Raw genomic sequence first — 12,478 nt, forward strand, 5'->3', positions numbered from 1 at the left:
TCTTCTGTCGACATCGCCGGGCGCTCTTGCCGTGGGTGCAGGCGTCGGCCCTCGCGCAGCGCGCGCGAGTTGTCAGTTGCTTGCCTCCGCCATGCTGATAACAGTGTGAAGATAACTTCGTTGGGCGCGGCCAAAGCCGATGCTATCTTGCTTCCACTCACTGCTCTTGCGCCGCCCGGCGGCGCTCTGGAGGCCAATATGCATTCCCCGCTCGCGCTGGTCCGCGATCCCTCCGCCGATGCCGATACCGATGCGGCGCCGCGCTCCGCCGAACCCTTCGATGCGCTCGAACAGCTGGTCGGCGTGAATCTGGCGCGGCTGCGCGCCGAACGGCAGCTTTCGCTCGATGCGCTGGCGCGTGCGTCCGGCGTGTCGCGCGCGATGCTCGCGCAGATCGAGTCGGCGCGCAGCGTGCCGTCGATCAAGGTGCTGTGCAAGGTGGCGGCGGCGCTGAAGGTGTCGGTGGCGGCTTTTCTGCGGCGTCACGCGACCAACGGTTTCGAGCATCTGCCGGCCGAGCGCTCGGCACGCGTCGTCAGCGCGAACGGACGCTACTCGGTGCGGCCGCTGTATCCCGACGACGAGTCGATCGCCGCCGAGTTTCACGAGCTGCGCATCGCGCCGCTGCATACGGAGGCGGGCATTCGCCGCGCGCCTGGCACGACGGTGAATCTGGTGGTCAGCGACGGCACGCTCGAAGTCAGCGTGCACGACCAGCGCCAGTTGCTCGCGACCGGCGACGCGATCGTGTTCGACGCCGACCAGCCGCACAGCCTGCGCAATCCCGGCGACACCGAGGCGCGCGCGTTTCGCGTGACGGTGCGAGCGGAGACGCCGCCGCGCTGGGATGTGCCGGCCGCCGGCGCCGCACGCGATGAAGCCGCGCGCGAAGGCGTGCCGGGTTGAGGATCGACGGCGCGCGAGGTTCCGGCGCCGCTCAGCGCGTCGATGCAGGTCCAACGCCGCGAGTAGGGTCTTTGTTTGCCGCGCTGCAGCTCCCGCGCGGCTGTTGTATGCTTCGCCGGCCGGTCGAACCGGCAATCAGTGCGTCTTCAGGGCGGGGTGAAATTCCCCACCGGCGGTAGGCCGGCAGCGCGACAGCGTGAGCCGGCAAGCCCGCGAGCGCCCGCATCGAGCGGTCTTCGGCATATCGGAGGCAGCGGCGGGGTCAGCAGATCTGGTCAGAAGCCAGAGCCGACGGTCATAGTCCGGATGGAAGAAGATGTGCAGATGGTCATCTGCGTTCCGCGGCGCCGCCTGTCACTGAGGCGGCGGATGAGCGCCCGCTTTCGCGCGGTGCCCGGCGGCGCGTCCTTGTCTATTTGCAATGCCCTGAAACGTTTCTCGCCCAACCTTTGCGATGAGCGTTTCAACACCATGTCCTTTGCAACTTTTCCCGCTCCGTCGACGATTGCAGACGATGCCTTCGCCGATCTCCCGCTGCTCGCCACCGAAGCCGTTCCGCCGCGTATCGCCGCTGCCTTGCAGGCGCTGCGCGACGGTCGCGCCGTGGTGCTGCAGGACGACCACGACCGCGAGAACGAAGCCGATCTGATCGTTGCGGCCGAGCGTCTGTCGATCGAAACGATGGCGCTGCTGATCCGCGAATGCAGCGGCATCGTGTGTCTGTGTCTGCCCGACGACAAGATCCGCGCGCTCGAACTGCCGCCGATGGCCATCAACAACGAAAGCCGTCACGGCACTGCGTTCACGGTGTCGATCGAAGCGCGCGAAGGCGTTAGCACCGGCGTGTCCGCGCAGGATCGCGTGACGACGATCCGCGCGGCGATCGCCGATACGGCCAAACCCGCCGACATCGTGCGCCCCGGTCACGTGTTCCCGTTGCGCGCGATGCCGGGCGGGGTTCTCGCGCGACGCGGCCACACTGAAGGCACCGTCGATCTCGCGATCCTCGCGGGCCTGAGGCCGGCCGGCGTGCTGTGCGAGCTGATGAACGCCGACGGCACGATGACGCGCGGCGCGGACGTGGAGCGCTTCGCCGCGCAACACGATCTGCCGATGCTGACCATCGCCGAGCTGGTCGAGTTTCGCGAGGCGCTCGCGCGGGCGCGCGAGGGCGCGATGGTCGAGGCTTGACGGCCGTCCCCCTGGCGCGGCACGCGACGCCATTACGCAAAAAGCCGGTTCTGCGGAAGAAGAACCGGCTTTTTTGGCCTTGCAAAAACCGCTACGACTGCACGTCGCCAAACTCGCCGCGCACGCCCGCCTCGATGAGCGCCGGCAGCTCATCCATGTGCTTGATGATTCGCGTGATGCCCATCGCGCGCAGCGCGTCGGCATAGCCGTCCGGAATATGGCTCGCGCCGACGAACGCGATCGTCTTCATGCCGGCCGCGCGCGCCGCATTCAGACCCGCGACGCTGTCCTCGACGACGAGGCAGCGCGCCGGCTCGACGCCGAGCGTCGTGGCCGCGAACAGATAGACGTCGGGATACGGCTTCGGCCGCGCGACCTGCTCGGCGCTGAACACGCGCTCGCCGAAAATCTGCTGCAAACCCGCGCGCCGTACCGATGCGGCGACGCGCGTGATGCGGCTGTTCGACACGACCGCGGCCGGCAGCGTCACGCGTCGCAGCGCGTCGCGCACGCCGTGGATAGGACCGAGCGACGCGGCGAGCGCGAGCTCGACGTTGTGCTCGATCGTGTCGAGGAAGTTAGCGGGCAGCGTGATGTCGAACTGCTTTTCGAGGCCGGCGAGAAAGCGCGAGGTTTGCTGGCCGAACGCGGTTTTGACGACAGGGGCGAAATCGAGGCTGGGGAAGGTGGCCGTCAGCGTGTCGAACATCACGCGATCGGCGATGACTTCACTGTCGACGAGCACGCCGTCGCAGTCACAGATGAGGTGGTCGATCATGCCTGAAATACGATAAGCGCAAAGCGCGCGGGCGGCGGGTTGCGGGCCCGCGCGCCGGGATGAGAAGTGTCATCATACGTGCTTTCGGACCCGTCCTCCGGGTTCTGCGCGGCCGCTGCGTTACGGCGTATCGGCCCAGGCCTTCGCCGCGCGAATCGCGCGCTGCCAGCCTTCGAGGCAGGTCCTGAGTTCCGCGTGCGGAAGCGCCGGCGTGAAGCGATGCTCAAGCTTCCACTGGCTTTTCAACTCGTCGATGTCCGTCCAGTAACCGACCGCGAGACCGGCCAGATAGGCGGCGCCGAGTGCGGTCGTCTCCGACACCTTGGGGCGCACCGTGTCGACGCCGAGGATGTCGGCCTGGAACTGCATCAGCAGATTGTTCGCGCAGGCGCCGCCATCCACGCGTAGCTCGCCGATGCGAATGCCCGAGTCGGCCTCCATCGCCTTCAGTACATCGAGCGATTGATACGCGATCGAATCGAGCGCCGCGCGCGCGATATGCGCGGACGTCGTGCCGCGCGTGACGCCGAACAGCGTGCCGCGCGCATGCGCGTTCCAGTGCGGCGCGCCGAGGCCAGCGAACGCAGGCACGAGATATACGCCGTCGCAATGGGGCACGCCGCGCGCGAGCGTTTCGATTTCCGCCGCGTTCTTGATGATGCCGAGGCCGTCGCGCAGCCACTGTACGACCGCGCCGCCGATGAAGATGCTGCCTTCGAGCGCGTAGTCGATACGCGCGCCTATCTGCCAGGCGATCGTCGTAACCAGATTGTTGTTCGATTCGATCGGTTTGTCGCCCGTGTTCATCACGAGGAAGCAGCCAGTGCCGTAGGTGTTCTTCACCATGCCGGACTCGGTGCACATCTGGCCGAACAGCGCGGCGTGTTGATCGCCGGCGATGCCCGCAAGCGGAATCTTCGACGCGAACACGGTAGTCACCGTCGGTCCATACACCTCCGAGGACGGTCGCACTTCCGGCAGCATGCTGCGCGGAATGTCGAGCGCGGCGAGCAGTTCGTCGTCCCACTTCAGCGTGTGGATGTTGAACAGCATCGTGCGCGACGCGTTGGTCACGTCGGTGACGTGCAGCGCGCCCTTCGTGAAGTTCCACATGAGCCAGCTGTCGACGGTGCCGAACGCGAGCCGGCCCTGACGCGCTTTTTCACGCGCGCCTTCGACGTTGTCGAGAATCCAGCGGATTTTGGTCGCCGAGAAGTACGAGTCGATCGGTAGACCGGTCTTCGCGCGCACGCTCGCTTCGAGCCCCTGCGCCTTCAGCTGATCGCAGAAGTCGGCGGTACGGCGGTCCTGCCAGACGATCGCGTTGTAGATCGGGTGGCCGGTTTCGCGATCCCACACGATGGTGGTTTCGCGCTGGTTCGTGATGCCGATCGCCGCGATCGACGTGCCGTTGATGCCGGCTCGCGTGACCGCCTCGGCGGCGACGCCGGCCTGCGTCGACCAGATTTCCTGCGGGTCGTGCTCGACCCAGCCCGGGTGCGGGTAGATCTGCTGGAATTCCTTTTGCGCGGTGGACACGACGTTACCGCGCCGGTCGAACAGCATCGCGCGCGAGCTGGTGGTGCCTTGGTCAAGCGCGAGGACGTACTGATCCTGCATTGTCTTCTCCATGCATGTTACGGATCGCCGGATTGCAGGCCGGCGATCGTAGCGGCGTGTTGTTGTGAGCGGGCCGCCATAGTGTGAGGGCGCGTGCCGGCGTCGTCCAGCCGAAGCTGCTGTGGCGGACTGGCTTCGGGTCGTGGGCGGCGCGCGCCGCTTACGCGCTTTGCCGCGCCGGTTCGCGCGCGAACCACGCGTCGATGTCGCGCGTGACCTGCTCGAGCGTGCCCGGCTCGACGTGCAGGCCGAGCTTCGAGCGCCGCCACAGCACGTCCTGAGCGCTGCGCGCCCATTCGGTGTCGCGCAGATAAACGAGTTCAGCTTCGTGCAGTCCCGGCGCGAACTCGCGACCGAGCTCGGCGCGCGAACGCGCGAGGCCGATCATGCGATTCGCGCGCGTGCCATACGCGCGCGCGAGCCGATGCGCGAGCGACGCCGGCAGCCACGCATGTTCGCGCGAGAACTCGCCGAGGAAGCGATTGAAGTTCGCCTGCGCGATGTCGCCGCCCGGCAGCGGCGCGTCGGCGGTCCACGCGGGTGCGCCGTGAGCGAGCGCCTCGGTGAGCGTATCGACGGCCTGCTCGGCGAGCTTGCGAAAGGTCGTGATTTTGCCGCCGAACACCGATAGCAGCGGCGCCTGGCCCGCGGGCGCGTCGAGTTCGAGCGAGTAGTCGCGCGTGACCGCCGACGGATTGTCCGCGTTCTCGTCCTCCAGCAGCGGGCGCACGCCCGAATAGCTCCAGCGCACGTCGGCGGACGAGATCTTCCGCCTGAAATAGCGGTTGATCGAATCGCACAGGTACTGCGTTTCGTCGGCGTCGATCGCGACCCGCGACGGGTCGCCGCGATATTCGAGGTCGGTCGTGCCGATCAGCGTGTAGTCGTGCTCATAGGGAATCGCGAAGATGATCCGCTTGTCCGGGTTCTGGAAGATGTACGCGTGATCGTGCTCGAACAGGCGCCGCGTGACGATGTGACTGCCCTTGACGAGCCGCACGCTGTGCGACGACGGCCGGCCGAGCGCCCCCTTCAGCAGTTCGCCGACCCACGGGCCCGCCGCGTTCGCGATCGCCGAGGCGCGCACCTCCAGCGCCGTACCGTCCGCGCGTTGCAGTTGCGCGCGCCACTCGCCGCCGGCGCGCTCGGCGTTGACCAGCGTCGTGCGCGTGAGGATCGTCGCGCCGCGCTCGTGCGCGTCGAGCGCGTTCAGCACGACGAGGCGCGCGTCGTTGACCCAGCCGTCCGAGTAAACAAAGCCGCGCTTGATCGAATCGACGAGCGGTGCGCCGGCCGGATGCCGGCTCATCACGATGCCGCGCGAACCCGGAAGCAGCTCGCGTTTGGCCAGGTGATCGTAGAGGAACAACCCCGCGCGGATCAGCCACGCAGGGCGCAGATCCGGCATATGCGGCATCACGAAGCGCAGCGGCCAGATGATGTGCGGCGCCGCGCGCAGCAGCGTTTCGCGCTCCTGCAGCGCTTTGCGCACGAGCCCGAACTCGCGGTACTCAAGGTAGCGCAGGCCACCGTGGATCAGCTTGGTGCTCGCCGACGACGTATGCGCGGCCAGATCGTCCTGCTCGCACAGCAGCACCGACAGGCCGCGGCCGGCCGCGTCGCGGGCGATGCCGGCGCCGTTGATCCCGCCACCGACGACGAGCAAATCGTATTTCGTGCCTTGCGTCACCTGCTGGGTCCTCTGCATCGAATCGGAATCGAGTTGGAAAGCGAATTGAATGAACGATGTTCGTTTTCGAACTTTAATGAACGGAAACGAAAAAGTAAAGTTCGCTTTGTCCTGCCGGCGCTGGCCGAATGGCGAGCGGAGTGGCGTAACGCATGGCCGCGGACGATACTCTTGGCAGCAGCCATTTCGAGGTGATGAATGCGTGGACTTTTGATGATCGGCGCGGCGGCGCTTGTGGCGGGATGCGTGAGTACGCCGAGTCTGGAAGGGACGCGGGGCGCGACGTCGTTCGAGTCGTTGCAGAAGATGTGTTCGCCGCAGACCGTCGATTACGGCAGCGACGCGCAGATCGTCTACGAGACGTTCTTCGACGCCTACGTGGCGAACCGGCGCGGCCGCTTGTCGAACGACGACTTCTGCGCGTTCCAGGCGTCGATTGCGCAGCGCCATGCGAGCGAGGCGGCGAGCAGCGATCCGAAGGTGCGCAACCAGTGGGTCGAGTTTTTCAACGAACAGCGCGCCAGGGCGATCAGCTGGCGGGCGGGTGTCGATCCGACCTTGCGTAATGGGTAAGCAGCAGCGGGTTCACCGACGAGCCTGATTCTCGTGCCGCCTGCCCGGTGCGCAGGTTCACTTTTGCTGCGCCAGCGCTCCGCGCCACAGCATGCGCAAAATCTGCGCGAACACCGCTTCGCGCGATGGCTGCTGTGCATCGCGGCCGGCGACATCGGCCTGTTGCGCCGCCGACGGCGGCAACTGGTTCGCGAGCGCAAGCATCGTGAAACCGTGCAGGCTAGTCCAGTACGCGTAGCCGATCAGGCGCGGATCGCCTTCGAGAATACCCGCCTCGACGAGCCGCTCGAAGTGCGCTTCCAGCAGATGCCACGCGCGCTGCGAAGCCGCGGCCAGTTCAGGGTAGGCGCCTTGTTGTTGCGGCGTCTGGTCGAACATCAAACGGTAGGCGTGCGGTTCATCGAGCGCGAAAGCGACGTAGGCCTCGCTGACGGCGCTGCGATCGATGGCGGGGACGTTCGCCGGGATGGCTTGTGCGGCCGCTTCGAGGCGCGCGGCGAAGCGGTTGAACGCGGCGGCGCGGACCATCGCCAGAATTTCTTCTTTGTCGCGGAAATATCGATATGGTGTCATCGCGCTGCAGCCGAGTTCCTTCGCCAGCTCGCGCATCGTCACGCCTTGCGCGCCGCGGGTCGCAAACGCGTTCTCGGCGACGCGCCGCATGGCTTCGCGAAACTGTTGGATGTCGTCGGCGGAGAGCGTCTTGGGCATGCGCGAGGGGTGGGAAGTCCGTCGCGTGAATTTACTGTGTAAATGAGATGCGCACAACAAGGGGCCGCGAAGGCGGCCCGCTGTCAGGCGAATCGGGTGACGCGAAGTCGGAAGGCGGCGCTAATACGCCGCCAACGACTGTCGAACTGACTGCAGGGAAACTCAGGAAAAACGTTTGATGGCCCGCAATGCGGTGTCGCCGGTTTCGGTCACGCGCCATTCTTCGTTGCCCGATGCGAGGCGTTCGAGTTGCACCAGCTGGCGTTCGAGCAAAGCATCGAGTTCTTCTCGGTCCATTTCGACCTGGTTGGGGGCGTCCTTGACGAGCAACAACGTGGCGAATTCATGCGGACTCAGCATCGTTCTCTCCATGTCAGCAAATTGCGGACAGCCTTGCAGTCGACCGGCAGGCCGGGGCGGGGTCCGCTAAAGGATCAGTGCGGGAGGTGCGGCTTCACGACAGATTCACACAACCGACGCGGTGCGAAACTCGCAACGTGCGTTGGGGAACTGGAGTGTAGGCGAGCACCGGTGAAACGCCAACCTGGCGCCCGCAAATTTTCCGTTTGACAATTGGATGCGCGAGCGGCGGTCCGGCCAAGCGGGCAAATTCTTGATTTCACGCGAGGTTTTGCGTGCACCGCAGCATGGCGGAGGACGCCTGGAATTATCCGGCGGTATAGATTTGACAATTGGCGGCGCCCAGCGCCTCGGCGAAGTCGGCAGGCGGGGTGGCGTCGGTGAACAGCGCGTCGATCTGCTCCAGATGTCCCTGGCGAACTAGCGCCGGGCGGCCAAACTTGGAGTGATCGGCGGCGAGGAACACGGTGCGCGCGTGTTCGATGATCGCCTCGGCGACACGCACTTCGCGCGTGTCGAAATCGCGCAGCGTACCGTCCGTTTCGATGCTCGACGTGCCGATGATCGCGAAATCGACCTTGAACTGCCGGATGAAATCGATCGCCAGTTCACCGACGATGCCTTTGTCCCACGGCCGCACGATGCCGCCTGTCACCAGCACTTCGCAATCCAGGTAGCCGCTCATCATGCTCGCGACGTTCAGATTGTTCGTGATCACGCGCAGTCCGCGGTGGCGGTTCAGCGCGCGCGCCACTTCCTCTGTGGTCGTGCCGAGGTTGATGAACAGCGACGCCTGATCGGGAATATGAGTGGCTACTAGCGCTGCAATGCGTCGTTTCTCTTCATGGAACATGCGCTGACGCGCGGTGTAGGAGACGTTCTCGGAGCTGGTCGGCAGACTGGCGCCGCCGTGATAGCGGCGCAGAAGGTTCATATCGGCGAGCCAGTTGACGTCGCGGCGGATCGTCTGCGGGGTCACGTCGAAATGGCTCGCGAGGTCGTCGACGGTCACGAAGCCGTCGCGTTGCACCCACTCCAGCAATTCCTGTTGCCGGGCGTTGAGAGTCAGGCGGGGGTCTCGTGTCATGTGTTTCGTGTCGTGGCTGTTGTGTCGGCGCTATCCGTCGACGATCGCGGTTGCGGCTATTGTAAGACCATCGCGCCCGTTGTCCGCCAACTGGCGCAACTCGCGCAAATCCGGCGCGAAGGCGTGGAAGCAGGTTCGACACCCATTCAGGCGGACAACGCACTTATTCATTTCATAAATGAATTTGTTTTTTGGGCCGGTTCGCGCTGCAATCCGGGTTTCCGCGTTTTACCTGCTTACAACCTTTCCCATGATGTCCGGCGACTTTTCGTGCCGGGCCGCGCTTTCGAGAGTGTTCGATATGACTGGCTTCAACTGGCAAAACCCCTATCCGACGCAACGTCTGCCCGTATTCGCGCGCAATATCGTCTCGACCTCGCATCCGCTCGCCGCGCAGGCCGGCCTGCGCATGCTGTGGAAGGGCGGCAATGCCGTCGATGCGGCCATCGCGGCCGCCGCCGCGATCACGGTGGTCGAGCCGGTCTCGTGCGGCCTCGGCGGCGATGCGTTCGCGCTCGTATGGGACGGCAGGAAGCTGCATGGTCTGAACGCATCGGGCGTGTCGCCGGCTGCGTGGAACGTCGATTACTTCAAGCGCAAATACGGCGAGGAAAACGGCCTCGCGAAGCAGCCGAAGCGCGGCTGGGACGCCGTCACGGTGCCGGGTGTGATCGCCGGTTGGGAGGCGCTGCACCAGAAGTTCGGCAAGCTGCCGTTCGCCGATCTGATGGAGCCGGCCATCGAGATCGCCGAGCGCGGTCACGCGGTAGCGAGCATTGTCGCGTACAAGTGGGCGAACGCCGTGCCGGAACTGCAGGATCAGCCGGGGTTCGCGCAAACCTTCATGCCGCGCGGCCGCGCCCCCGAGGTCAGCGAGCTGGTGCGCTTTCCCGGTCACGCGAAGACGCTGCGCCTGATCGCCGAGCAAGGTCCGCGCGCGTACTACGAGGGCGAGATCGCCGAGCGTATCGTCGCGTTCGCGCGCGAAGGCGGCGCCGCGCTCACCGCCGACGACCTGCGCAACTACCGTGCGGACTGGGTCGAGCCGATCGGCAAGGACTATCGCGGCTATACCGTGCATGAGATTCCGCCGAACGGCCAGGGCATCGCGGCGCTGGTTGCGCTCGGCATTCTCGACAAGTTCGACGTCAAGTCTCTGAAGGTCGACAGCGTCGAGTCGCAGCATCTGCAGATCGAAGCGATGAAGCTCGCGTTTGCCGATCTGTATCGCTACGTCGCCGATCCGCGTTCGATGGAAGTCACGCCCGAGCAGATGCTCGACGACGCGTACCTGAGCTCGCGCGCGAAGCTGATCGATCCGAAGCGCGCGACGCACTTCGACTTCGGTATGCCGAAGGCGGGCGGCACGATCTATATGTCGGCCGCGGACGAGAGCGGCATGATGGTCAGCTTCATCCAGTCGAACTACATGGGCTTCGGCTCGGGTGTCGTGGTGCCGGGCAGCGGCATCGCGCTGCAGAACCGCGGCTGCGGCTTCTCGATGGATCCGAAGTCGGCCAACGTCGTCGAGGGCGGTAAGCGGCCGTTCCATACGATCATCCCGGCTTTCCTCACGCAACAGGTGAACGGCCAGCAGCAAGCGGTGATGAGCTTCGGCGTGATGGGCGGCGACATGCAGCCGCAAGGCCATCTGCAAACGGTGGTGCGCATGCTCGACTACGGTCAGCAGCCGCAGGCCGCGTGCGATGCGCCGCGCTGGAAGGTCAACCGCGACTTCACGGTCGATATCGAGTCGACACTCGATCCGAAGACCACCGGGGGTCTGCAGAAACTCGGCCATACGATCAAGTCGGTCGACGATCCGTACATGGACTTCGGCTCCGGCCAGTTCATCTGGAAGCTCGATCGCAACGAGCTGGAGCGCGGCTACGTGGCGGCGAGCGACAGCCGCCGCGACGGGCTCGCCGCCGGCTTCTAGGCCGCAGCGACGCAACGCCCGGGCAACAGGTAACGAACGCGCGGCCTTACGCATGCCGCGCTACTGCGCGCCCGCCTCGGCGCCTCGCTGGCGCAGGCGGTGCCGCAGCTACGACCGATATCACGCAGCAGACCAGCAGGAGACCAACAAGAACACCCCCGCGTCGCATTCGACGACCGCTTCCCCTCACGTCGCGCCGTTTTCGAAAGCGATGGTGCGGCGGATCGTTTTCTCATCGTCGATTGGTAACGCGCTCGAGTGGTTCGACTTCCCGGTGTATGGCGACTTCGCGACGATCATCGCGACATTTCTTCCCCATGCAGGACGAGCGGCTCTCGACGCTGCTCGAGGACGCGCACACCCGCTTGGGGCGCCACCCCCGCCGGGCCTGATGTCTGTCCGGAAAGCTAGCTTTTTGGGCTGGCTTTTTTGCGTTTGTGCACATCGCTTAATGCGTTGGAAGATTTCGACTATCCTGGAATCGGAACTGCATCGATGCGGCATGGTCTGTGCTATGTGATCTGCAGGGTCGGACATCTCCAGCTACCATGCAGAGTAGAAGGGCTCAACTCAAATTCACGGCGTTGTATCCGACACGGCGAAACATCACGGCGAGCGCGGGGCAGTTGCGAAGAACTCCACCGGTCGGTACAGCATGGGAGCAAGACACGATGCACACAGAGCTGAACCACGTCATGCCCTGGCGGATCGAGGACATCGATCTGACGCGCATTGACCGGCGGAAAGCCGCGGCCAACGAAGATCTGCTGCTGTTGCTGTGCGCGGCTTCGTTCATCGAAAGCGGCACCGATCTGTACACCAGCAATCTGAGTACATTCTTCAACGACGACCCCGAGGTCTCCGCCTGGCTCAACAACGAGTGGGAGCCCGAGGAAATGCAGCACGGCCGGGCGCTGAAGACCTATATCACGCATGTGTGGCCGGAGTTCGACTGGGACACCGCGTTCCGCAATTTCATGGGCGAGTATTCGCTCACCTGCTCGGTCGAGGATTTCGAAAAGACCCGCGCGCTCGAGATGGTCGCGCGTTGCGTAGTCGAAACGGGTACGGCGACGCTGTATCGCGCGATCAACGAGTGCTCGGACGAAGCGGTGCTCAAGCAGATCACCGACAACATCCGCACCGACGAAGTCCGTCACTACAAGCACTTTTTCAAGTACTTCAAGAAGTACAACCGGATCGAGGGCAATGGCCGGCTCGCGGTGCTCGGCGCGTTGATGCGTCGCGTGATGGAAATCAAGAACGAAGATTCGGAGATCGCGTTGCGGCACGTGTTCGCGATTCGCTATCCGGAACGCGTGCACGACTCCGCGTATAACCGCGAGCGCGCGGCGCGCATCAATAAGCTGGTGCGGCGCAATCTGTCCGCCGACATGTGCGTGAAGATGCTGCTCAAACCGCTCGATCTGCCCGCGCGCATTCAGCCGGGCGTGCATTACCCGCTCGCGAAGATCACGCAGCATGTGTTCTTTCGCTGAACTCCCGATCGTTGCGCGATGCATGTGCTGGATGCACGGCAACGACTCGAGAAGCGAATCCAGGCCCGCTCCCGCGGGCTTTGGTTTCTTCGAGGCATGATTGCGCTTTACTGACTACTTCGAC

11 protein-coding genes, 1 pseudogene and 1 riboswitch are annotated in these 12,478 nt (G+C 64.9%); of the genes and pseudogenes, 6 read left to right on the forward strand and 6 right to left on the reverse strand.

Annotation, left to right across the window (positions count from 1 at the left end; all coding sequences use genetic code 11):
- Positions 1-198 precede the first annotated feature (198 nt).
- Together F6X42_RS20115 and ribB are read left to right on the forward strand one after the other, a co-directional pair.
- Positions 199-906: a helix-turn-helix domain-containing protein gene (locus tag F6X42_RS20115; protein ID WP_187635896.1), complete on the forward strand. Its 708-nt coding sequence runs from the start codon at positions 199-201 to the stop codon at positions 904-906.
- Between the two features lie 138 nt (positions 907-1,044).
- Positions 1,045-1,228, forward strand: a riboswitch (FMN riboswitch).
- Between the two features lie 149 nt (positions 1,229-1,377).
- Positions 1,378-2,097, forward strand: coding sequence for a 3,4-dihydroxy-2-butanone-4-phosphate synthase (gene ribB / locus F6X42_RS20120; protein WP_187635897.1), 720 nt, complete (start codon positions 1,378-1,380; stop codon positions 2,095-2,097).
- A gap of 91 nt (positions 2,098-2,188) precedes the next feature.
- On the opposite strand, the gene F6X42_RS20125 is transcribed toward ribB, so the two are convergent.
- The 3 genes from F6X42_RS20125 to glpD form a co-directional block, all read right to left on the reverse strand.
- Positions 2,189-2,875, reverse strand: coding sequence for an HAD family hydrolase (locus tag F6X42_RS20125; RefSeq protein ID WP_187635898.1), 687 nt, complete (start codon positions 2,873-2,875; stop codon positions 2,189-2,191).
- Between the two features lie 120 nt (positions 2,876-2,995).
- Entirely contained in the window at positions 2,996-4,495 is a 1,500-nt protein-coding gene (glpK, locus tag F6X42_RS20130) for a glycerol kinase GlpK (protein WP_187635899.1), read from the reverse strand.
- Between the two features lie 160 nt (positions 4,496-4,655).
- On the reverse strand, positions 4,656-6,185 hold the full coding sequence (gene glpD / locus F6X42_RS20135; RefSeq protein WP_187635992.1) for a glycerol-3-phosphate dehydrogenase: 1,530 nt from the start codon (positions 6,183-6,185) through the stop codon (positions 4,656-4,658).
- 198 nt (positions 6,186-6,383) lie between these two features.
- Here glpD and F6X42_RS20140 point away from each other — a divergent pair, with 198 nt between their 5' ends.
- Positions 6,384-6,758 carry a hypothetical protein gene (locus tag F6X42_RS20140; protein ID WP_187635900.1) on the forward strand — a complete coding sequence of 125 codons (375 nt, stop codon included), beginning with the start codon at positions 6,384-6,386 and terminating at the stop codon, positions 6,756-6,758.
- A 57-nt stretch (positions 6,759-6,815) separates the two neighbouring features.
- Here F6X42_RS20140 and F6X42_RS20145 read toward each other — a convergent pair whose 3' ends face one another.
- From F6X42_RS20145 to F6X42_RS20155, 3 genes are all read right to left on the reverse strand, one after another.
- On the reverse strand, positions 6,816-7,469 hold the full coding sequence (locus tag F6X42_RS20145; protein WP_187635901.1) for a TetR/AcrR family transcriptional regulator: 654 nt from the start codon (positions 7,467-7,469) through the stop codon (positions 6,816-6,818).
- 162 nt (positions 7,470-7,631) lie between these two features.
- On the reverse strand, positions 7,632-7,829 hold the full coding sequence (locus F6X42_RS20150) for a hypothetical protein (RefSeq protein ID WP_167368606.1): 198 nt from the start codon (positions 7,827-7,829) through the stop codon (positions 7,632-7,634).
- Between the two features lie 307 nt (positions 7,830-8,136).
- Complete coding sequence (locus F6X42_RS20155) at positions 8,137-8,916, reverse strand: DeoR/GlpR family DNA-binding transcription regulator (protein ID WP_187635902.1); 780 nt, start codon at positions 8,914-8,916, stop codon at positions 8,137-8,139.
- A gap of 301 nt (positions 8,917-9,217) precedes the next feature.
- Between F6X42_RS20155 and ggt the strand changes: the two genes are divergently transcribed.
- The 3 genes and pseudogenes from ggt (at position 9,218) to F6X42_RS20165 (ending at position 12,354) form a co-directional block, all read left to right on the forward strand.
- Positions 9,218-10,855: a gamma-glutamyltransferase gene (gene ggt / locus F6X42_RS20160; RefSeq protein WP_187635903.1), complete on the forward strand. Its 1,638-nt coding sequence runs from the start codon at positions 9,218-9,220 to the stop codon at positions 10,853-10,855.
- Between the two features lie 211 nt (positions 10,856-11,066).
- A pseudogene (locus tag F6X42_RS44105) lies at positions 11,067-11,202 on the forward strand (MFS transporter); the annotation flags it as partial.
- A gap of 324 nt (positions 11,203-11,526) precedes the next feature.
- Positions 11,527-12,354 (forward strand): ferritin-like domain-containing protein, encoded by an 828-nt coding sequence (locus tag F6X42_RS20165; RefSeq protein WP_187635904.1) that lies wholly within the window; start codon positions 11,527-11,529, stop codon positions 12,352-12,354.
- Positions 12,355-12,478: the final 124 nt, after the last annotated feature.

The organism is Paraburkholderia podalyriae, assembly GCF_014397785.1.
GTDB classification, from domain to species: Bacteria; Pseudomonadota; Gammaproteobacteria; order Burkholderiales; family Burkholderiaceae; genus Paraburkholderia; species Paraburkholderia podalyriae.

Coding starts and splice junctions, on each gene's coding strand:
- F6X42_RS20115 (WP_187635896.1), top strand. CDS start 199: ATGCATTCCCCGCTCGCGCTGGTCCGCGATCCCTCCGCCGATGCCGAT.
- ribB (WP_187635897.1), top strand. CDS start 1,378: ATGTCCTTTGCAACTTTTCCCGCTCCGTCGACGATTGCAGACGATGCC.
- F6X42_RS20125 (WP_187635898.1), bottom strand. CDS start 2,875: ATGATCGACCACCTCATCTGTGACTGCGACGGCGTGCTCGTCGACAGT.
- glpK (WP_187635899.1), bottom strand. CDS start 4,495: ATGCAGGATCAGTACGTCCTCGCGCTTGACCAAGGCACCACCAGCTCG.
- F6X42_RS20140 (WP_187635900.1), top strand. CDS start 6,384: ATGCGTGGACTTTTGATGATCGGCGCGGCGGCGCTTGTGGCGGGATGC.
- F6X42_RS20145 (WP_187635901.1), bottom strand. CDS start 7,469: ATGCCCAAGACGCTCTCCGCCGACGACATCCAACAGTTTCGCGAAGCC.
- F6X42_RS20150 (WP_167368606.1), bottom strand. CDS start 7,829: ATGCTGAGTCCGCATGAATTCGCCACGTTGTTGCTCGTCAAGGACGCC.
- F6X42_RS20155 (WP_187635902.1), bottom strand. CDS start 8,916: ATGACACGAGACCCCCGCCTGACTCTCAACGCCCGGCAACAGGAATTG.
- ggt (WP_187635903.1), top strand. CDS start 9,218: ATGACTGGCTTCAACTGGCAAAACCCCTATCCGACGCAACGTCTGCCC.
- F6X42_RS20165 (WP_187635904.1), top strand. CDS start 11,527: ATGCACACAGAGCTGAACCACGTCATGCCCTGGCGGATCGAGGACATC.